The 24,458-nt window shown below is 65.4% G+C and carries 2 protein-coding genes; both read left to right on the plus strand.

The window, feature by feature from the left end; translation table 11 throughout:
• The first annotated feature begins 17 nt into the window (after nucleotides 1-17).
• Nucleotides 18-698: a hypothetical protein gene (locus QH470_RS08055; protein WP_280271642.1), complete on the plus strand. Its 681-nt coding sequence runs from the start codon at nucleotides 18-20 to the stop codon at nucleotides 696-698.
• A gap of 2,329 nt (nucleotides 699-3,027) precedes the next feature.
• On the plus strand, nucleotides 3,028-24,183 hold the full coding sequence (locus tag QH470_RS08060; protein WP_280271643.1) for a GNAT family N-acetyltransferase: 21,156 nt from the start codon (nucleotides 3,028-3,030) through the stop codon (nucleotides 24,181-24,183).
• The last annotated feature ends 275 nt before the right edge of the window (nucleotides 24,184-24,458 follow it).

A 24,458-nucleotide genomic window follows, 5' to 3' on the forward strand; every position in this document is an offset into this window, starting at 1 on the left:
GGCATGGTGGGTCGGCGGTGCTCGGGTGGCTGGCGCGGACCTTGACCGATCGGCACGGTGTCGAGGTGTCCGGGTTCGATCTCCCCGGTTTGGACGAGTCGGCCGTGCGTGAGTTCGTGGCGGCTGTCGATCGTGTTCTCACCGACTACCCGGCCATCGTCGTCGACCTTGTCGCGGTCGCAGACCTCGGCGGCGACGGGGCCATCGCGCGATGGGAGCGCCGGCCGGGCGCCGGTCGGTCGCCCGCCGTGCGGTCGATCACGCTGGACGAGGGGGTGGCCCGCGAACCCAGGCGCACCGTCGCTGCGACGTCCGGACTCGATGTCGAACGGGACGACTGGCCACCAGCGGATCTGCCGATCTATGCGGCGACGGTGCGCGAATTCGCCTCAGCGCTCGACTCGGCCGGTGGTGGTGTTGTCGGGCGGAGCGTGCAGCGGATTTTGATCGCCGAATACTTGCGCTCGATAGCGGGGCGGTACACGACGCTCGGTGAGGTCGTTCGCGGATACCGGCGCTGGCGTGCCGAGCTGACCGGCGACACCGGCGACGTGAATGGTTTCGACGTCCGTCGGGCCTTGGGCCGTGCGTTCGCCGATGTCGTACTGCACGGTGGGTCGGCGAGTGTTCAAGCGAGGGTGGTGTACGAGGCGTTGATGGACGCGGTGTCCTTACCGCAGGGGCGCGGCGGTGACTGAGTTGTTGTCGTCGAATCCGGCGGTGCAGGCGCGGGAGTTGTTCGAGTGCTTGCCCGAATTCGTGCGGCGCCCGATCGAAATGGTGGTGTTCGGTGGGGACTTGCCGCGGGCCGATGTGTCTCGTATGCGGTGGCTGGCCGCACAGTTCCGGGAGCAGGCCGCAGCTCTGAGCGGTCGTGCCGAGGACGCGAGAGCCCTCCTGGCACAGCATGATTCGATAGGCGCTTTCGGTGACCAGGCGCGCGAGATGCTGCGCCTGCACGACAAGGGCGCGGTCAGGCTGCACGACGAGGCGCTGATCCTGGCCGATCAGGCGGACGGGGCGGCCAACGAGGCGGAGAAGACGCTGTGCGTGATGTTCGCGTTCGGCATCCAGCTGGCGTGGCAGATCTACCGGACACTGGCGGTGGCAGCGGCGGCCGGTCCCGTCGGGCAGGTCGCAGCCGCGTCGACCGTGGAATCCATGCTGGTCAAGGGCCGCGCTGAGGCCGAAATGATGCGTACGGGCCTGAAGCAAGGTTTCGCGCAGCACGCGGCGAACGCCGTGGCCAGGATCACGGGGCTGGGACCGTTGCAACTCGCTGCCGTCGTGGGGAAATCGGCCGCGCTCCCTGCGGCCGTCGACGGCGGCGTGCAACTGCTGCAGTGGGCGCGGGGACACCGCGAAATGTCGCTGATCGGTGAAAACGGTGAGAATCCGAACGGCATGGACCTGACCTCGATCGCCGCAATGGGTGCAGGGGGTGCCGGTGGTGCGGTCGGTGGTCTGGTGGCGGGCCGGATCGTCTCCAGGGTCTTTCCTCGGATGGAGTCCAGGCCGTTGCTGCTGGGATTGGTCCACGGGACCGCAGGTGCGGTGTCGGGCCTGGGCGCGGCGGCGTTGATCACCGGCTGGCCGCAACATGCCGATCAGATGGTCGCGGAGTTGCTCAACGGCGCGGTCGGCGGAGCGATGGCCGCCCATGCCGGTGCACGCGCACGATCCGATGCACCACCACCGGCGGTGGTCGACGGGAGCGCCCGCTTCACCCCGCCAGAGGTGCCTGTCGGCAGACATGCCGAGGACACCGGCCGCGGATTGGAACCAGGTGCGCGCAGCCACACGAGGACGGACGCGACCTCGGGTGGGAATGACCGGTCGGTGGACCGGCTTCCGGTCCGCGTCGATACGGGTGGGCAGCCTGGCGGCGTCGAATCGCTGGGTATGGCGGGGGATAACGGAGGCTCGGGGGCTGCCACTCGGGCTGTGACGCGTGAGCACGGCGGTTCGGACGTCGTGCGGACGGCGAAGCACGAACACCCCGCGGTTTCGGCTGATGTTCGTTCGGCCGGTGCTGGTACCGCGTCCTCGGTGACCGAGACGCGCGAGGCGAGGCTGCGGGCGGAGCTGGCCGACCGAGTGGCTGTCGACGACCAGCGGGTGATCGATGCTCGCAAGCAGCTGGATCGGGCGTTGGCAGGGGTGGAAGAGAGCGGGACGGCGCTCGATTCGGAGATCGCTCGGCGTGAGGTGGAGGCCGCGCAGTCGTCGTATGAGGCTGCGGTCGGTGAGGCGGTGGAGGAGCGGTTCGAGGCGCGACGGGCGGAGGAGGAGGCCGCGATCGCGGCGGCCGATGAACAGCGGTTGCGGGTCGAGGCGGAGACCGGTGAGCGGATGCGAGCGGGCCGTGAGGCGGTGGTGGCGGCGCGTGCGGAGTGGGCGGCGAGTCGTGATGCGCACGAGGCGGCGGTCACCGTCTACGAGGCGAGTGTGCGCGGTCATGTGGAGGAGAGCATCCGGTCGGTTCAGGAGAAGGTCGAGGCGGCGGGGGCCGCGGTGGAGCAGAGCAAGCAGAAGTACCGGGACTACGTGCGGGGGACGGAGCCGGAGACCGCGCACATCGCTCGGCTGGAGCGCGGTGTCGAGCGGGCCAGGGATCGGTTGCGGGGGGCGATGGCGGAGCGGGAGGCGTTGTTGCGGGCTCTGCCGGGGGAGCACGCCACCGAGTTGAGGGCGGCCGAGACCGCCCGTAATGAAGTGGTATCGCGGTGGGGGAGAAGGGCTTTCCGGTCCGAGGTGGCCGCGCGGGAGCAGTACTGGCGGCGGGCGCTGGCCGAGCACGAGGGGGTGGCGAAGGCGAAGCTGCGGGCGGCGGAGGAGGAGTTGCGGCGGTGCGCGCGCGTGTATCGGTCGGCGCGGGAGGGTCTGATGTCGGAGGGGGTGCGGGCGATCGATGAGCGGTTCCGGGCGGCGTCGGAGGCGGGGAGGGCGGATATCGCGGCGTACGAGGCGGGGGTGGCCGATCGTGATACGGCGTTCGGTGCCGCGTCGGACAAGCGCCTGCGGGCGATGATGGCGACCGACGAGTTGGCGACCGACTATTACGAGGAGATGCTGTACGAGGGGGATTCGTCGGATCCGGTGGCGGTGGCGGTGTCGCCGGAGGCGTTGCTGCGGGGGATTGTGGAGGGGACGCGCGCGGAGCGTTATCTGGCGATGCGGAAGTGGGCCGAGCTCACCACCGGTAAGGACATGCGGGTGACGCAGCGTATCGCGTGGGGGCTGGAGCTGGCGGATATGAAGACCGGTGAGGGCAAGACGTTGCTGACCACCGTGAAAACGATCGATGACGCCATCCAGCACGGTGTCGCCAACGTATGGACGAGCAGCGATTCGTTGGTGCTGGAAACGATCGCGTCGGTACAGCAGGTCACCAGGTCCGAGCATGGAGAGCTGCCGGTGGACACCTACCGGCTGGCAGACATGACCCAGGACGGAGATTTCCCGGCGGCGACCCCGGGGCGCGGGCAGATGTTCGTCGGCACACCGGAGAACGCCGAGTTCCTGGTGCTGCGCCGGGGCAAGGCGTTCCTCGATCGCCTGAACGCGGCGGGCGCGCCGGACGAGGCGATCACGGCGTTGCGGGAGCGGTTGTTCCCCCGATTGCGGGAAAAACGGCTGTCGCTCGACGAGATCACAGACGCGCTGGACGAGGCGGCGGAGCACTACGGTCTGGACGAGCGGTTCGAGCCGCTGCCCGGCGGGCGGGGGGACAAGGTCCACACGCTCGATGAGATGGACACGGTGGTCGACGGCCGCGAGGCCGTGCTGTCGCCCGGCGCCGGTGGGGACGAGGATCCCGAGACGGTGGCGCGGCTGGCGGAGGTCTGGCAGCGGTTCAAGGCCGCGCAGGGGCTGCCCGACGGGTTGACCGCGCGGGACTTCGGCAGGCCCGAGGGCACTCGCGGGTTCTGGCGGGCGGTGCTCACCCCGGAAGCGATCGCCAAGCTCAACCGGGTGGGCGGGGAACCGGTGACGGTGGCCGATGCCGAGATGTACACCAGTGCGGCGCTGGCCGAGTGGGCGCGGGTGCGTAACAGCGACTACATCGAAAGCCGTGGTGATATCGGGCCGCGCGGGGCCGATCCGGGCGGTGTGGACGCTGCCGGCGCTGCCGTCGAAGGCCGCGGTGACGCCCGCGCGGGCCGGGGGAAGGTCCTGCTGTTGGCGTCGGACACCAACGATCAGTTGCAGGCGAATCGGGAGGAGGGGACCGAAACCCGGACCCAGGGGCTGGTGGGCCAGTTCATGGACCTCAAGGAGGGGGTGCCGGTGCGGGCCAACCTGCCGGAGGAGGCCCTGTACATCTCGGTGGATCAGCTCATCGGCAGTAGCTATCTGGGGCGGCCGACGGGATATTCCGGCACGCTCAAGATCGTCGAAGCCGAACTGTACGACCGCTACGGTATCGCGGGCGTGGCGCAGAATCCGCCCTACTACGTGTCGCAACTGGAACGGCACTACCCACTCAACGACGACACCCGGCACGGCAAGCTCGCGCAGATGGCCCGCGACGTGGTCGGCGAGCTGACGCTGACACCGATCCTCGACGACAACGGTGTGATCGTCGGGGTCGAGCAGCACGGACGCCCGCAGCTCAACGAGCACATGGACAACCGCAACATCCGCGGTGACGATGTTCGCGAAGCCGAGAACGGGGAAAAGATCCGGCTGCGCGGGTGGCGGGACAAGTTCGACCACGAGAAGGGCTTGGTCGACTGGGTCGATCAGATCACCCACGACCATGTGCGGGCGTTGTCGCGGGCGTATCCGATGCTCGAGGCGTTCGAGCGTGCCGGCGCCTCGCCCGGTGAGGTGGCGGCGCTGCGGCAGCGGATCGCGCAAGCGCCGCCGGTCGAGGTGGTCCGGTCCATGCTCGACGCGGCCGCCGTCCATTACGGCGTCGCCGAGCGATTCGATTCGGTCCACGGGCTGGAGGTCGCGGACGGGGCCGGAGTCGAGTATCTGGTGCTCGACGCCCGCACCTCCGACGAGCACGGCACCGGCGAGGCGGCGAAACGGTGGGCCAACGATCAGATCAAGAACGAGTGGGGGGCGCCGGGCACCGTCGCGTTCGTCAACAAGGAATATCTGCGCGGCACCGACTGGGAACCCACACCGGAATCGATCGCGCTGGGCGGAACCCTGGCCCGGATGGACGGTGGACCGTCACGGGGTGAACGGGCGTTCGAGCAGGGCGTCGGCCGCGCGTCCCGCGGCGGCACGACCACCGACCGCGAAGAAGGCGGCACACCGGGTACCTTCATGCAGTACCTCTCGCCCGAGGACTACCACGGCACCGTCGCCAACCACGGCGTCACCGACCAGGTCGTCATGTTCACCGACGCCGTCACCGCCCAACGCGACGCGGCCGCCACGCACGCGGTCGAGAACACTCCCGACAGCCGCGCCGCACTCGACCAGGCAAACCAGGCTGTCGCGGCGGCCGAGCGCGTCCTGCGGGAAGACGCGGCACCGGCCCAGATGCGCGCGGTCGAACACCACCTTCTGAGCTCCGGCCGCACCCGGCACACCAACGTCGCTCCTCACACCAACATCCCTCCCCACGCCGCCGCACCTGTCCAGGCGGTCGCACCCGGCCCGGCCATGGACGGCACCTTCGCCGCCGAACCGGTGCACTCCGCCCTGCCGACACCCGGAACCCACAGCGCCACCGACACTGTCGGCCCGGAACATCCGGGGGATCGATTCGCGCGGCTCGCCGGGTGGCTGGGGATCCCCCCGACGATCCCGGGTGCCATCGCGACCCCGATCGGCGACGACCAGGACGAGGACCTAGACGACGATCCGCTGAGCCGGCCGCTGGAACAAGCAAGCACAACGGCGGCCGCGCAGGCCCTCGACCGGCTGCAAGCAGGTCTCCCACCCGCCGCCGCGGAAACGCTGAACCAGCACCTCGACCACCCGGCACCCGCCGCGGTGGTCCGCGATGTGACCCTTTCCGACGAACAAGCGCTGCACCACCTCGAGGATCGGCGGAATCGTCTGGCCGACGAGCTCGGCCTGCGGCCCGATCAGGTCGCAGGTGCGGAAGGTATACGCGAGGTCGGAACAAAGGTGGACCAGGCCCGTCGAGAGCTCGCTGATGCGTTGGAGACACTGCCACGGCCACCCGCCGAGGTCGATGCCGCCATCGCCCGCGCGGTGATCGCCGACGCGGTCGCGCAACTCTCGCAGACCTCCACCACCACCGAGCCGCCCGCCGAGCACGTGCTCGCCGCAGCATCCAACTATCTCGCTCTCACCGCCCTGCTCGACCTCGTCGTCAGCATCCACCAGCGGACCCCGAACGGCTGCGTGAACAACGCCGTGACGATGATGCGAGTGCTCTACCCGGACAATCAGCACTCGTACCGAATGCCGGAACACACACCGCTGGCAGGCCACGGCAGCGCCGACGTCCAGTTCGCCTCCGGCGGAGGCTCCTTCGAGAAAATCGACAGCCTGGACAAGGCCGCCGAGTGGCTCGAGAATCGACCGAGAAGCGCAATCTGGCTCGTCGACGAATGGATGGACACCCATGTCACCGACACCGACCGTAGGCGGGCAGCCGAACAGCTGACCCGCCACCTCGACGCCGGACGCCTCCACCTCACCGACTACCGCCAGCGCATAGCGCGAGTGCGCACCGCCACCGAGTACACCGATCTGCGGCACGCGATGTCGGACCTGCCGAAGCTACCGGACCAGAACCCCGACCGAGAGTACGACGGGATAGTCCGATCCCATTTGCGGTTACTGCACAACAGAAGCGACCGGCCCGACCAACCGGACCTGGTCGTACTGGACATCAATGCCGGTAATACCCGCTCGGCCACGCTGCCCGAGGATCTTTCCGGCCCGGACGCACTCCTGAAGAAGGCTGTCCGTTTTCACGACTGGAAGAAAGAGCAAGAGGATCGATTCCAGCGACTCGGTCAAAAGGGTAGCCGGGCCTGGATCCTCAAATTCACCAGCGAAGGCATAGCTGTCGACCGCGATTCCGAACCGCCGAACTCGAATGCTTTCGCGCCACAGCACTCGGACGTCCCCCCTCCGGTCTCGGTGCCGCGCTCCGCATCGGCACAACCCGAATCCAGGGACCAATTCGCGCTCGCAGGCCACCGCCCACCCGAGGACAGCGATCCGCCAGAAGTCACCGGCCCGGCCGGCGCGATCGCAGGCGATGGGCCCGCGTTCCGGCCGAGCGAAGCCGAACGGGCGATGGAAACGCTGGCACCGGGCAAGCCGGAGCCGTTGGGCGGGGGCGCTACGGCGACGTATCGCGCACGGACGGCTTCGGGTAAAACCTCGGTGCTCAAGCCGATTTACCTCGAAAACATCCAGCTGTTCCCGGCAAAGTCCGAGGCCATATGGCGGCCGGAGATCCGAGCAAATTTGGATAGTCGCGGACCGACGCGCCTACGTTATGGGATTCCGCGAGGCGGCGGGCAGCTTGCCGCCCGTGAGGTCGCCACATATCGATTCGATGAAGCCGCAGGATTCGGGCGGGTACCGCCCACCGGCATCGCCGACAGTCCTTTCGGCCCGGCTTCCAATCAGCTGATGGTGGCCGCGGGCCCCAGCCATTTGGCGAGGGTACTCGAGCACCACCCTGGATGGCGCACCCTGTCCAGGGATGAAAAGGTAAAACTCGTAGAAGATACCCTCCGTTACCCGCGGCTGCATCTCGAGCAGATGGCGGTGATCGACTACGTCATCGGAAATACCGATCGTCATTTTCGTAATTACCTCACAGGTATTGATGGTGGAGTCGTCGCGATCGATCACTCCTTTACGTTCCCGGAATCGCCGGACTCGCGTTTCGGAATCCTCTCCGACTTCGTGACGGCGTTCCGGAGCGTCGGACTCAGTGCCGAGATCCTGAAAAGTATTCGTGCCATCGATACGGACATGCTACGCGCGGCCTGGCTGGATGCCGGTCTCCGCGACAAGGCGATACACGGTGCGCTCGAGCGCTTGCAGGAGATCCGAAAAAGGGGAAAGATCACCGGCGAGGCATGGCCGGGCATTATCACGGGATCAGGGCTGGCACTGGCGACTGCCGGTCTTCCGTCGGGCTGGATCGAATGGGCTGCCAGCGATGTGAAAGCTGATACCCCCACAGCGAATTCCATTCGCCAGACAGAGTCCACCGATGGCCATATGTCGGCGGATGAGCGTGGAGCGTCCGGCGAGGAGATCCGGCCTGGGACGGCCGCACTGCCCGCCGATGTGCTTGCCGGAGTTGAGGAGTTGCGCGCCGCGCCGACTGGCCCTGAATCAGACGTGCCCGACGACACCGACGGGGTGTCGTCCAGTGACGAGACGGTCGTTTCAGCGGAGATCGAGGAGTTCGTGCGGGGATCCGACGGCCTGGTCGCGGACATTGCGGCACAACCGGGTGATCCCCCACTGGCAGTAGCTGCCTTGCAGAAACTGCTGGCGTCTCGCGGTGTGGAGGCCGATTCGGCGGGACCGGGCGACGTCTCGGCAGCCGATCCCGCAATCGCTGGCACGGATCCCGTTGCTGTCGAACGCTGCTGGCGGTCGCTCGCGGATGCGGAGCAGCGCGCGGTCGTTGTCGTGTATCCGGAGGTGATCGGCCGTCTTGCTGGTGTTCCCGTGCGGATACGGGATATCGCCCTGCGGCTCGCTCTGCGCCGCTCGCTCGAATCAGCTGTCGCCCGGGCCGGTTTGACGACGGCGGAAATAGATCCGGCGGCGCTGAGTGGCTATGGTGCGCTGGGCAGGCTTTGGGCGGAGCGTGTCAGGCTGCAGGAGGCGGACCGGCGAGCCGGTGCTGTTCCCGGGGGCGGGCCTGTGGTGTATCTGCTGGATACTCCGCTCGGGCGGAACGGCGGCCGGACGATTCTTGCTTTCGACAATCCTGATGTCACCGAACGGGTGGCCTGTCACTTCTTCAGTGGTGCCCCGGACGTCCCCGCGGACCCGGTCGTCGCGGTGCGCAACGCCTACGAGTCCACGCTCAGGGCCGGCGCCCACAACGCTTCGGCCATCATGTACCTCGATCACGATCTACCCGCCGTCCTGCCGCGGATGCGACGGATCCGGCTGCAACCGGCACAGCGTAGTGGTGGATACCTTGCTCGTTTCCTCGCTGAGTTCAGCATGGTGCGGAATGAGCCCAACACGCCGACACTGTGTCAACTGGACGCATACGGATTCGGTTCGGCGGCAACCGCGCTGAGCGAAGCCGCCGCCGGGCAGCGGTTGAACGGGATTATCACCAACCTGGTCCATCTGCATTCGGAAGGTCAAGGGTCGGTCACCGACTACGGACCGGATGTCAAGGTTTATGCGTTGAGCCCTTCCCGTTTTACTCCGGTGCGTCCAGTCGGCTCTGACCCGGTCGAGGGTCCGCAGGTGACTCGGGTCCGCGCGGAGATTCCGGTGGAACGCGCGTTTCAAGAGGCGCATCCCATCGCGAGACGAGTCCTCGAATTGCTGGACTATCCAGCCCATCCGTTCAGTGTGGACGCTCCGGTACGCGACCAGTGTTACTGGTTCGCCAATCCCCATGCCCGCACGTTCACCGAAGGTCTGACCGCGATCGGCCTGATATCGGCGGGACGAGGCGACGATGTCCAGACGGCGCCGATGCGGACAGTGCAGGGCGATCCGGAGGCCGGACGACGGGTGCGGCTGTACAAGCCCTCCACAGCGGATATCCCGGAACACCCGGGTGCCGATGACCGTGCTCTGGTCCAGGAAGCGCTGTCGATGCGGGGATCCGATGTCACCATCGACGATCTCTGCCACCAGGGTCTGCCCGATGATTGGACCCGGGCGGCCGAGTTGGCCACCGCGAACTACCACTGGTGGAACTCGCTGGGTGATCCCGCCCGTCCCGGCGAACTGTCACCGACCCAGTGCGCCCTTCTCCGGCGGTATCCCGCACAGATGAGCGGGCTTCCGGGCCTGCCCCTGCGCGCCCAAGGTCTGGCCTGTGCCCGGCAGCTGGAACAGGACCGAGCCCGGCTGGTACCCGCGGCTGACGATCGACCCCGCTGGACCGAAGCCGAGGTCCGACAGCTGCGCAACGTCTTGGGCATGGAAGAAGCGTTGGGCGTCGCCACCGCGGTACGTCCCGGTATCGAGCAGCCACCGGTATGTGTGACGGATTGGGACGCGGCAGCATTCGACAACGACGGTAAGGCGATCGTCCACTTCGGCGACACCGATACCGCCGACTATGTGGCCGACCTCATCCCGGGCATGATGTCGGATGCTCAGACCCTGCCCCGGCTGGTGGCGATGGCGCGCAATCTGTATGAGTCCATGGTCGGCGCAAGGCCGGGCGTCGAGGTCGCGGTGCGACTGCGGCTGGGACATGACGCGCCCAGCGGAAAGCGGGCGGTACTGGAAACCGTGCGGACCGATATCGCGAAATCCGCCGGACAGATCGTACGCCGTGACCTGGTGGCCTGGCATGCCAAACGTGCCGCCATCGCCGAGAGCGGGGGCTCGGCTATGCCCTACTTCACTGTGCACAGCCACAGTTACGGTGGCGTCACCGCGAACTTCGCCATGCGAGATGCCGAGCTGAGCGGAATTGTGGCCAAACACATCATGTATGGGGTGCCAGCCACCGGAGACAACGAACATGTGTCCCAAACCGGAATCGATACCATTGCGATGTATTCGCCCAGTGATCCGGTACCGACTTTCGGCGCCACCGCCGACGACCATTACGGCAGATTCTACAAAATCGCGGTCACGAAGAAATCAGGGATGGGAGTCGGTCCAACCTACATACCTGCGTACCGCACAGACGGCAAAGATTTCGGGGCCACGATCCTGCCGATACAATTTCCCGACCGCTACCCCTTCAATAAGAGGTTTCCAGCCCATGGCTACTATTTCAACGAGGCCGACCCCGATACCGGGGAACAGGTGGACTCGCTGCGTTACGCTGGGCTGATCGCCACCAACCAGAGCGAGCAAATACCTCACCAGCCAAGACAGCCCCATGATGGTGCTTCGTTGCAAGTCCGGCTGGACGAAATTGGACCGACGGGTCACAGCCCACCCGAAGACACACACGCGCCGCTCGAATCCCACGAGAACCCGGACGACGCCGTCGACGCCAGCACGACCCTCGCCGACAGTACGGAAACAGGTCTGGACGGACACATCGGCGCGGGTTCCGAGAAATTCGCGCCCGGAGGCCAAATCGGCAGCAGGCCGCCAGAGGAACCCGGCAGTCGGGATGATTCTCTGCGCGCGCAGATGTTCCTCTCCGCAGGGCTGGTCGGTGTCGATCCGGCCTCTGCGATGCCCGATGCTGCCGAACGGCACCGGTTGGACGAACACTGCGACGCTTACCTTGGCGAATTCAGCCGGCTGCGGCGAAGCGCGGGCGATCCCCGCCTCACCGCCGATCCCGACTCGATTCTGACACCCCAGGAAGCGGAACAAGCTGTCGCGCAACTGGACTCCGATACGCTCGCCACGCCCCAGCAGCATGCGATCGGCAGCCGATGGCTGCACCTGCATCGGTTGCTGACCGCGGCCGACGAACTCACTGGAGGGGAATCGGCCGTTCGGCCCGGCGACGATGTCCTGAAGCAGTTGGCGACCGTGATCGGCCTGTGGCGCACGGCGATAGGCGCCGATTCCTTCGAGGATGCCATCCTGGCGGAGTTCCGCATGGAGTACGCGAAGACCGTCCTGCCTGGCGTCGACGCGGCGACCTGCCGAATGTTGCTGCACCGCTGCGACGAGATTCGCAGGGCACTGGCCGGTGCCGTCGATGCGCGCTACCCGGCATCGCCACCACCACACGGGAGCCTCGAAGAATTCGTGGGCGGCGTGCGGGAGTATGTCGGCACCGCACTCTTGCCGGAGAATCTGCAGACCCTGCCCGCCATGATCGACGCTGCCACCAAGTCGGTTCGGCCGTTCCTTATGGGGTTGGACGACTGGTCGACCGACGAACTGCGGGCATATGCCCTGCTGGATCTGCAACGTCGTTTCCTGGATCGACTGGTGCCGAGTTTGCGCGAAACAGCGGAGCAGCAACTACGCACCGATCTCGCACTGCTGAAACATTCCAGCAGAACCGATGGCCCATTCGACGGACCCGAGTATCCGATCGGCGCCCGGCCGCCGGAGAACGAAGACGAACTGCCGGAGGCTGCGGACGGCGACCGGGGGGCCGATGCCTCGAGCCGAGGCGGGATCCTTGCGGACGAGCCGGTGTCGGGATGGCGGGTGGATACGGCCGAGTTGATCGACAGGTATGTGGGCGATACCCCGCCGAGTTATGAACAGTTGCGGATGCGGTTGCGTGAACTGGTTGATCGGTACCCGGAAGAGGCATTCTTCAGGGAGATCGGCCGTTCGCGGGAAGACCGGCCGATGGAGTTGTTGTCGATAGAAGGTGGCCCGCACAACATCTTGCTCATTGTCGATCCGCATCCGATGGAGCCGGTGGGCCGCGCGACGGCGTTGGCGTTCGCCGAGCATTTCTGTTCGCGTTCCGATCTGCGCGCAGTGTATTCCCTGCACATTGTCGTGAGCTCGGATCCCGACAGTGCGGTACTGAACGCGCCACCCGCCCGGGCGGACGGACCGGTAGATCTCGCCTCTTATCACACCGGAATCCATCGTGCTGCGGTTATCGACCAACCCGAATGGAGATTTCCGTCGGCGGCGCCACAGCTGGGGATGCGATTCAATTCGGCGGTTCCGTTGCCGGAGACATTAGCTCAGATGGGCGTGATCAAGTCTCTGCGCTCGCTTCTTATTTCGTCGTCGCTGCACAATATCGACTCGGGTGGCGTTCATCTGTTCTTCGGTATTTCCGGAGACGGCTGGATAGGTGAACTAGGCCCGCAGATCCCGGACCTTCTTGCCGATATCGCCGTGCGGCACGATATCCCAGTGGAGTCGATCCCCGGCGATGTCGCTGAGCTCTCATCGTGGTTCGAGAAGATCGGCAACGGCGTGTATGCCAATAGGCGGGTACACGGCCAAGCCTTTTCAGGCACATTTGCCGGATATTACGGTGGTTTGCCGGTCACGATCGAAGTGCCGGAGTGGGAGACTCGGCCGTCGAGTGTGACCAGGTCTGAGGCCATCGATTTGCTGGAGCAACGCGCCGAGGTACTCGAGGAACTGCTCCGGCGCTTACCGCCGGATATTGCCCCGAGCACATTCAGCCGCGCCGCCGAGAGTGGAGCCCGGTATGCGCGGGATCAAGCCGAGGCTCTGCGGCGTGATCCGGACAAGGTATTCGAACCCGGGATTGTGCACCGGTCGTCCGTGCGTCGTATGGGTGGTTTGCTGCGACATATCGACGAGGCGCTGCTTTCCCACCCTGACCACGGCGAGTTGCGGTTGCTGCGGGAGGATGTGAACAGGCATTTCCTCGACTGGGTTCAGTTCCAGCGCGATGACCAGAACCCGGTGTGGCGGCCATTGCGGTCCACCGCCGGTATGCAACTGGAATTCCTGTTCGCACTCGTCCCCATGGCGCGAGCGGCCCGTGCCGATGCGTCTACGCCCGAGCCCGTGACCTCGCAGCGTGACCATACGCAGTCTGTGGAAACGGAAGTGCCGCAAGGGGCGTCGACGCCGTGGTCTCGAGTGGGGTCTGCGGTGGATGCTCGGGTCGAACGTCCGGAACGGCCGGGCTCCGTCGCGATCGGCTCGCCGGGGCAGGTGTCCTCCGATTCTCGGCCGGACATCTCGATCGAATCGGCTGCGGACGAGGGTCGCGGGCCCGGCGACGAAAGCAGGCCCGATGCGCCGATAGGTACCCGGAGGGACGATTCGAATCCCGGCCGTCGGCACTCGGGGCCGCTGCCGACACCGTGGACGGCCGTGGACCAGCACACGCCGAATGCGAAGCCGCGCGCCGGGGACGATGTGGTCGATTCGGTGTGGAGGGTCGACGGCGCGCGGTTGATCGATGAGCATGTGGGTGATACTTCGCCCACGTATGAGGAATTGCGGCGGCGGTTGCGTGATCTCGCCGACCGGTATCCCGACGATGTGGCCAGGTTCAGTGAGATCGGGCGTACTCGCGAAGGTCGGCCGATGGAGTTGCTGTCGGTATACGGCGGTCCGCGCAATGTCTTGCTGGTTGTCGATCCGCACCCGATGGAGTCGGTAGGTCGCGCGACCGCGCTGGCGATCGCCCAGCACGTCCTGACGGAGCCGGGTCTGCGGTCCGAGGTGTCGTATCACTTCATCGTGTGTTCCGATCCTGACACTGCGGTGATGAACGCGCCACCGGCTCGGACGGTCGGACCGGTCGATCTGGCGAAGTACTACACCGGCATCGCCCGTCCGGTTCGACATCCCGAATGGAGTTTCCTCTCGGCGGTGCCGGTGCCGGGAATGCGATTGAACTCGGAGGTTCCGTTGCCGGAGACGCTGGCTCAGATGGGCGTGATCAAGGCGTTGCGTCCGCTTCTCCTGTCGCCGTCGCTGCACAATATCGATTCGGGTGGCGCTTTCCTGTACTTCGGTATTTCCGGAGACGGCTGGATAGGTGAACTAGGTCCACGGATCCCCGATCTTTTTGCCGATATCGCCGTGCGGCACGGTATCCCCGTCGAATCGGCCCCCATCGATGTAGCTTTGCTTCCATCATGGTACGAGAATATCGGAAACGGCGTGCACGCTAATAGGCGTGTGCCCGGCGAAGCCTTTTCGGGTACATTTGTCGGTTATTACGGTGGGTTGCCGATGACGATCGAAGTGCCCGAGTGGATAACGCGGCCGTCGTCGCTCGGCAGGAGGGAGGCTATCGACCTACTCAAGCGTCGTATTTCTATTCTCGATGAATTGACCGGCCGTCTTTACGCGGAGAGTCGTCCCAGTGTGTTCAGCCGCTCCGCCGATACGTACGCGGCAATGCTACGTGGAAATATCGATGTATGGCACAGTGATCCGAATTCGCCTTTTTCTCCGCACTTGGTGCACGTGTGGACGCTACGTAATTGCGGACAACTGCTACGTCATATCGACGGGGCATCATTGTCTAATCCGGGAATTTCTGATCTGGAAGCGATCAGGACGGACCTGAACAGCAAGTTCCTGGAATGGGTGCAGTTTCAACGCGATGATCAGAACCCGGTCTGGCGGCCATTGCGTTCCACCGCCGGCATGCAACTGGAATTCATACTCGCAACGATCCCGGGGGCGCTGCGAGTAGCCGACCGAACCGGGCGGACGCCAAAAGCTGTGGTGTCGGCGGCTGACGGCGAACTGGATGATGAATCCGGTGCGGCATCGCCTACCGAGGGCGAGGCCGTCGCCGACCTCACGATCGAAGCGGCTACGCCCGCGGATATCGAGCCCCTGTCCGAGCACTTCGGCGAGTCCTGGATTCTCGAGGACCGCCTGCTTCGCCAGGACCGGGGAGACGGTGTCTTGTTCGTAGCGCGTCATGGCGGCAGGCCGGTGGCGCACGGGTATCTCTGGCTCGAGGATGCCGAGGAACCGGAGATTCGATCCGGTCTTCCGGGTGTCGCGTTGATCAACCATCTGGAAGTGGCTGAAGGTCTCCGGGGCCGCCATATCGGTAGCGAGCTGATCGCGCGCATGGAACGGTTTGCGCGTGTGGAAGCGGGGCGTGATCGGATCGCCCTGGCTGTCCTTCCCAGCAACACCGGCGCGGTACGCCTGTACGAGAGATTGGGATATGTCGATTGGGGTCAGGGGACCGTGCAGTGCTACGACGTCGTGGAAAGGGAGGACGGGAGCCGGGTTCGAGTGCCGGATCCCGAGCAGGCCCGCGTGCTGGTCAAGGACCTCGTTCAGCGGCCGCTGTCGGACGATTCGCGCTCCCCGCCGCCCTCGCTTCCCGCGTTCACACCGACTGGCGGTGGATCTCACCGCGTCGGCCCGGATTCCGGCGGCGTTGGTCGGGCTGTGCTCGGTGGGCATGCGGTGGACGCGGTACCGGACCACGTCAAGGAGTTGCTGCGGCATACCGGGGTCGGCCGCCGGGTGCTGGCGGCGCTGGAGTCGATGCCGGTGCGGGAGCGTTTCGAGTTGATGGGTGAGGGCGGTCATCGCGGTGGGGAGTGGGTCGACAGTGCGCTTGCTGCCACGGTTTTCACGTCCGGTAACGATTATGCGGTGCAGGCGCTGAGCTTGGCGCACGAGGTCGTGCACGCCGAGTTCTTCGTCGACGATCGCACGGTGCGTGATCCGTTATCGATGTCGGTCGACGAGTATGTGCGGGCCAGGGTCGCGGAGGAGACCGCGTGTTTCCGTATCATGGCGGAGCTGGCTCCCGAGCTTCGGTCGCTCGGGCTCGACATACCGCTGCAGGTCACGGAAGCCGCGTACGACGTGGCATATGACAAGGCAGTAAGACGCCGCACCAGCGCCGCGCTGACCCCGGAACAGGTCCACCAGCAGGCGCACGCGTCGGCTTTGAAGGCGGCCGAACAGGAAGTCGCCACCTTCGAGTGGGCTGACGGTCGCAGCTACCGCAGGTTCTACCGTGATGACTATCGAGCGTGGGAGAAGGCGGGCCACACTCGTTCGCCGGACGGAACGGTCACCGCCGCAAGGCATCCCCGCCGCTACGATCTCACGCCGGAGGGTGCGAGACGGATGCGCCGAGCCGCCTTGCGTTACGACCACGACGTCGTATCGGCAGACGATCTGTCCCGGCGGTTGGCCGAGATGGCAGCCGAACTCGGCGTCATCGGAGGGCCCAGGTCGGTGACCAGAGCGCGGGTGGCGCGCGAAATCGCCGCGCTGGACGCAGAATTGGCGACCGGGTCACCGGATCGGCTGCCGGAGTTGCGGCGTCGGCAGCATCGTTGGCGCGAACTGTCCGACCTGGCCGATGAGTACGGCAGGCTCGATGCGTCGATTCGCTGGGATCGGGTGAGGGAGATGGAGGATGTCCTCGCCGCCGATGTCGTCGACCGGATGGCGAGCACTGCCTCTGGCGCGCAACGCATTTCGGACCGCGCGGTATTGGTGCCGGGCACACCGAGGCGGCTGGTGATCGTCGGCGGGCCGGGAGAACACCAGGCCGTGCTGGCCGATCCTCGTGTGGCCGCGGCGAGGCGTGGCGCACAGGTCGAGTACTGCCATGTGCAGGTGCAACCGGGCGGGGAGCCGCACGTGTGGACGTTGATCGCACCGACCGCGGTGCTGCGACCGACGCCGTTGAGATCGCTACACCTTGCTGAGCGGGCGACTCGGCAACGTATGGAGCGCATTCGCGCCGAACTGGGCACAACGCAGGTCGGCGGATGGGCACTCGAGGTATTGCACGACGTGGAGATCGTGCAGACAGCGAATCCCGCCGAGGCAGGCTACAAGCCGGTCCGGCGCCGGTTGGTCCTCGACGCCGGGATGTCGGACGAACACCATATGGCTCACCTGGTACACCAGGCGATTCATGTCGCGGTGGCCCGGGGTCGGGAGGCGATCGAGGCCGTCCGCGAACAGCTGACCTCGCCGCGCGAGGCGTATATCGACGCGCGAATAGATGAGGAAACTCGTGCGCACGCCATGGAAATCGTTGCCGCGCTGCAACTTCGAGCCGCAGGATACGACGTTCCGGAGCCGATGGGCATGCGTGCCTACACCGACGCCTACTACCGGGCACGGGCGAGCCTGGTCGAGGACCTGGTCCGGGCCGGGCAACCTGTTCCCGACCGGTTGCTGCCGGTGCTGGATCGGATGGCGAACGACGCCGGGCTGGCGGCGCTGCGGCCGGAAGTCGAAGCGCATGTGGAGTCCTACCAGGATCTCTACGGCCGGGCATGGGACGCCGCCCAGGGCGTCCAGCCCTTCGCCGAGCAGGTCCAAGCCGCCCGCAGGAGCGGTGAACGGACGGTGCGAGCACTCGGCGGCGGCGTTCCCGGTGTGCGGAACGTCGAATTGGTTTCCTACAACGACGGTGCCGTGTATGTGCGTATGGCACTGCACGATTCCCGTTCTCGGCACGCCGCGGTGCTGTCGTCCCTGCTGGGCAGGGCGTTCGATGTGCCGATGCCCCGTGTCGTCGCGGACGGCGACGTGTTGTACTTCGAGCCGACATCCTGGGCCCTGCCTGTCGAGCTGGGCAGGCCCGGATTCGGATCGACCGGTCTCGGTCTGCACGACGCGCTGGTCGGCTTCCCGGATTCGGCCGACCGCGTAGTGGTCGAGCGTAGCGACCAGGTCGCCTGGAGTAATCACCACCGTGCGTTCGAATCCGCGGCCCTTACGCCCGAGACGGTCAGCCGGTTCGCGCAGCGATTCCTGCGAGCACGGGCCGACGGCACCGTCGAATTCATCGCTCACGATGTCCCACGCTCCGAACTCGAGTGGTTCCGTGACCGGGCCGAGAAACTGCGGCCCGACTTCGAACGGCTCGGCCGCGCCGACTGGCACGACGTGGCGATGGCCCGGCTCGCGGAAATCGAGGCGCACGCCCGTCCCGACCCTGCCTCGGGCGAGGAATCCGCCGCGCGCAGCGCGGACTCCGATAGCGCCCTCGACGCAGTGCACCCGTCGCAACAAGCGATCAGAGGTCCACCACGCGCCGACGTGGAATCCGTAGTCGAAGAAGGCTTGCACCGGCCGTCGACACCTTGGTCGCAGATGACGCCCACAACCAACGACCCTGTCGGCCGCCCGAATTCGACCGGGGAATCGAGGCGTCCCGACGCTCTCGACCACCTGAAGCAGTCGAACACCGCACAGGGTGCGGCTGACCTCGAAGGCCCCGCTGGACCGATCGGTACCCGGCCACCCGAAGGCGAGAAGCCGATGACTACTGGCGGCCGTATCTATTCACCGTTCGGCTACGTTGCTGGTGGAATCCGGCGTTTCGATACGGACCGAGAAGGCGAACTGTACGGTGAGCAGCACCTTGGTTACATGTTCAAAAATCTCTCGCCGGCCCAGCAAGAAGTGGCCATACAGTGGACTGTCGGGTCGCGCGCGTTCAACGAATTGCTTCGTCCTGATGGGCTGCCGGAGCCGGCGGAGCTGGCGAGGCGTCTGAACGACTGGTACGAGAACCCAGCCGACGAGTGGCGGGTTCGAGGGCTGATCGTGGGCGCCGTGCCGACCTTGGAAGAGGTCTATGCGCTCGAAGGTCGAACGGACCTGTCTCCGGCCCAGGCTCGAGTCGTATCTCGGGTGCTCTCCTCCGAGAATCCGGCAAGGGAACTCTCGCGGGTCTTCCCGAAGAATGCGTCCATGAAGCCGGTTCTCACGGTTTCATACGGTAAGTGGCCGACAGCGGAGGAGATCATACAGCGGACGCACCTGCTGGATGAATCCGTCAACAATCCCCTCCCGGAGGGCTTGCGGGTTGAATGTGGATTTCGGAACTGGGACCTTTTGAAGGTTGTTTCGAGCCCATACGAGCTGGTTGGCAGACAGTTTATGTATCCCGGTTACCGGGCGGCTTCCCTGGGGAAACGGCTCGATACCTTCGACATGCCCACCCGTGCGTACGTCGCGCATATGACTCTGGACGCGCCGAAGGGGACACCGGCTCTCTGGATCGGCCGGAAAAGTCGATATCCGCGGCAGCGAGAGATCCTGTTCCCTCGAAACCTGATCTGTGAAATCACGAGGGTGAGTTATCGTGGTCCCGGCCTCTTGCCTCATACAACGCCGTGGCGAATCTGGGCGACGGTGGTCGGCGTGCAGCACGGTGCCATTCTCGCACCGGACTATCCGTCAGCAGCACAGCTATCAGCAAGGTCCACGTCGGACCGGGGCAGCAACCGCGATGCCATCGGCCGAGTCGACAGGAGAACGGTGAATAGCCGTTCCGCGGACAACCCGCCAGACGCCGGGACGCGGCCTGTCCAGGCGCCGCGGCCGGTATCCGAAGACTCGGTTCCCGGCCCGGATTACCCGATCGGTGCCAAGCCACCCGGAGACGAAAGACTCGGTGCCGGGGACGCGGGCACAACTGAGGTTCTGCCGGGCCTCGATTCTCCCGAAGAGATGAGCGCATTCGGTGAACTCGGAAAGGCGGTGCGGGAGCACGGTGTTGTCGTCGGCCGTGCTGCTGCGGCGGCGGCGTTGGGTGGGCGTTCTACCGTTGTCGAGTGGTCGGTGCCGGAGTGGCTGTATCGGCGGATTGCCGGGCTGCCCGCATGGACTGTCCGATCGTCCGATCATGACGAGGGTCAGCGGTCGGTGGGCGGATTTCCTGCGGATCGCTGGCCGCGGCGGAGCGCGGCCAGTCCCGTCCTCGAGTGCGGTCATCTGCGGGTGTCGGTGGGATGGCCTGGTCTGGTGCCTGTGCCGGATCGGCGCAGCGCGGAACCGGGTGGCGAGATGCGGGAGTTGGTGTCGCACGATGCGCTGCGCGAGCGAGCATGGCGGACGGAACGGGGCATCCGGGTGGCGGGATTGCCGGATGTGATGGCGTGGACACAGGAACGAGATCTGCCGGCGGATATCGATACCGCCCGATGGATGAAGGACGCCTTGTTGAACCCGGCACGCCCACGGTTGCCGGAACAGGTCCTGGCCCGCGAGGCCGAAGAGGTGATCGACATCCTGCACTCGACCTACGCCGCCGAGGGGAATAGTCTGCCGGACCTCGCCGCTGCGGACACCCAGCGTGCTATCCGGCTGATCGCCGAGGGTTTGTATGTTGCCCGGACACTCTACGGCGACCCTCGTATCGGGCGGTCGAATCACTTGCACGGTTCGGTCGAATTGCGTGAATTCCAGGTTGCCGCGTTCTACCACGACGGCGATATCGCGGCGGGCCTGCGCAGCATTGTGGAGAACGGGCTCCGGCAGAACGGCAGACTCGGTGACATTCTGCTGGCCATGGCCGCCGCGGCGTGGAGCGACAGCGTCTACGGCGAAGGCCGGAAAAGAGACAATCCGGACGGCCATGACGAAAAGCGGTCGGGGGAGCTGGTCCGGCACCTCACCATGGCGCACGGCTTGGATGTGTACGAGGCACGGATGGTGGAAGACGCCGTCCTTGCCACGACGTTCGTGGAGGGCGTCGGCACGCAGGCTGTCGCGTTCAACGACAACGTGCAGCAGCAACGGAGACTCATCGACCAGGGGGCTCGACGAGGCATCGGCCAATGGGTCGCCGGTGAGGACTTGCACAGCCTGTCCACCCCGGAAGCGGTGATCGATTGCGTCCGGCTGGCGGCCGAAGATCTCCTGTCCAGCCGCTTCGACAAAGCACGAACATTCGGCCGCGTCCTGGCCAAACTCGGTACTCGGGCCAATTACCTGGCCGAAGCGCTGCGGCTGATCCACGTTTATCGCGATATGCGCGTCGAAGGACCGGGCAGCGCCGGCATGACGCTGGGTGAGGCTTTCGCCGCTCGACTGCGTGGAAATGCGGAATTCATCGATCCCGATTCCAGCAAGGGCTATCGCTATCCCGACGGCTGGGTGCTCGGCAATCGCGATATGCGCCGTGACCACGCCGTACTGCTCAGGCAAATAGCGCACAAACTCGAGACCGATGGTGAATACACTCCCCAGGACGCTCTCCGCGAGGCGGAGGATCACGCCGGCGCCATGCGCGTGAAGTATCGAGGTTTCCGATGGCAGCAGGTGTTCCGCCCGGGCGAACAGCCATGGGACCCGGCCGCCATCGCCGACAGCCTGGCGCGTCGGCTGCCGGGGGGAGACCGTCCCGGCCGGACTCGGGAAGTCATCGATGGGGTGATCCGAGTAGCCGAACTCGTCGCCGCCGACGCCGCGGACGCACATCCGAGCCCGGACGGTAAGGCCGACGCGGCGATCGTGGTGACGATGTGCGAGGACGCCGACGGGTCTGCCCGATTGCGCGCTCAACTCGATTACAGCGTACGGGGGAAGCCGCCGATTCGAAGCGCGCTACAGCGGGCGTTGACGGGCGTGAACTGCCGGATATCGATCGAGGACGCAATCCCGCTCTCATTGACCGAGCACTATCCGCACTGTCGAATACTGCTCGATTTCGCCGATCCGATCGCCGATGACGAGCGCGACCGCACCGGCTTCACGGACGACGACTGGGACGACCCGGTAACGGTGCCGATCACCGTCGGCACGGACAACGGCGCCGTCGACCGTCGGGCACGCTTCCTGATCGAGGGCGCGCTGGGCGGACGCGAGTACACCGAACGATTCGCGCCCATTGTCGGCGAACTGATCAAACGATGCGCGAAGACAGACATCGCAGTCGAAACCAGCGGCCGAAACGATTCTTTCGGCCACACGTTTCTCGTTGGCATGCGCGGCGGAGAATGGGACCTCGCCCTAGCGGCCACTGCGGAGCAGACCCCCACCACAGCCCGAGTGCGATTCACACTCGCACTGAAAGAGGGTTCGATCGGTGAGTCCGACGAGACGCTCGCGGTGCTGACCGCACTGTTGCCGGACGCACCTCTGTTCGCAGAAACACTGGCAACCGAAGTGGCTCCACTTGCGCCCGACGGACTCACCATCACGGTCACCGGCGATCCCGGGTCCCGAACCGTCGAAATCGTTCTCCCATTCCCCACCACGGTGGTGCGAATCGTCCGCCACGAACCGGACACCTCCGCAGAGAAGGCACCTCCGCTCGGTCGAGGGCAGCTCGAGAATGCCACACAATCGGTGAATCCGATCTCCGGTATGGCAACAATTCGGCGTGTTTCTGCCGTCACGAATACCCCGGACGCTGCTCGCGGGATTCCGGAAATGCTTCTGGATGCGGACCCATCGTTCACTATCCATATTTGCACCAAAGATCGACCGGATCGCCTCAGCAAGCTACTCGCTGATATCGCATCGGTGGTCCCTGCGATAGATACCGTCTTCGTTTATGACGACTCGGTGGATTGGATCAACAGAGCTCGTAATCGCTCGGCCATGCAGAGCATGCCGTTCCATACGGTCTGTATCGACGAATCTCGTCGCCGTGAGTTGCTGCAAGACCTGCCGTGGCCGCCGGATACGATGCCGTTCGCTGATTACGCATTCAAGGAGCTGGGGAAGCCCGAGTGGGACCCGGCGGGTGTCAGGGCGTTGGCGCATTTCGTCGCGGCAGTCAACGCGTCCCCGGGTAGCAAGATACTTTTCCTCGACGACGACATCAGGCTGATGGGCGATATTTTCCAGGGAAAAATGCATCCTGTCGACTCGGAAGCGATAAAAGAACTTCTGGCAGGGCCACCCCGGCCGGGAATCGTCTTGGGTGCCGAGTATGTCGGCAGACCCGACATCTATGATGTGGAGCACGTCCAACTCGAGCTTGCCGCGTCCACCAGTGAACCCTGGCTTTTCGGGCGTCCCGGATCCAAATCAGTACATTTCGGAGTCGTAGAAAAAGAACCACTGGGCGGAGAAAATCCGCTCAGTGGAGCATTCCTACTCGTAGATTACGAGGGTGTGCGCCTGGCGCCGATCCCCCATTACTACAACGAAGACGTCGCCTATGTCGCAATACTGCAAGCGTGTGGACACCGGATAGAAGTGGCGCCATTCAAACCCTTGCACACCGGGGACGACAAACACATACGATGGCGAACAGCGCTCATGCAGCAAGTGGGAATGGTCGTCCAGAAATCGCTGGAGCAAGCCCTCCGACGGGTCCCCGCCGGTGATTGGTCAACCGTGGTGGCCCGAGCCGCCGCGCTGTGTGACCAGAACGCCAAAGCATCGGTAACGGTCTGGAAAGAGGTCTTCGCCGATCCACACCGCCGATTCGGTGAACTACACGCGCATAACATATACGCTTTGATCGATGCCGAGAGAATCGCTACCGAAGCACGGAAGACCATATCCACCTACTTCCGGCAGTTCAACAACTGGCAGACGCTCATGGCGGACCGTGGAGTATCGAACTATGTTCGAGAATTCATCGCACGGGTGCGAACATCGCCGGTGCGAGAAGAACACAACGCACTTCGAACGCCGGACGGCATCCCTGATCGGCAGTCGCCCGAACCTGATACGGCCGCAGAAGAATCAACTCCCGAACCCGCAGCCTTGTTGCCGACAGGGACAGTTGTCGACCCGATTGCCACCGCGGCCGATCAGGACCGTACGCTGGAGGTCTCGGACACGGCCCCCGACCGTATCGACAAGGCCGCAGCGGAGGCGATCCCACCGGCCGATCACTGGGCGGTGGACGGCCCTGGGGGCGGCAATGAATACCACGACACCACCGCAATCGATCGGGACCGGGACCAGCAGTAGTCCGGGACCGATGCGGGGAAATAGCCATTCTTTGCCCTCTTGGCCAGGCACGTGGTGGAGGCCAACCGTGGTCTGGATGAGAATCCCGACAACGCCGGCATGCTCCTCGCAACAGCATCACCAGTGTGTCGGCGGCGTGGTCCCCGGACATCGGCAATCTCTCGGCGATGGCTCCGACATGTGCCCACTCGATGGGCAGGTTCGCGTGGAAGCTGGCTTCCCCGAACAGCATCAGCAACGACACCGCTCGCAGCGGATCAGCTTCGGCCATCGTC

The sequence above is a fragment of the Nocardia wallacei genome (genome assembly GCF_029868745.1).
In the GTDB taxonomy this organism is placed as follows: Bacteria; Actinomycetota; Actinomycetes; order Mycobacteriales; family Mycobacteriaceae; genus Nocardia; species Nocardia wallacei_B.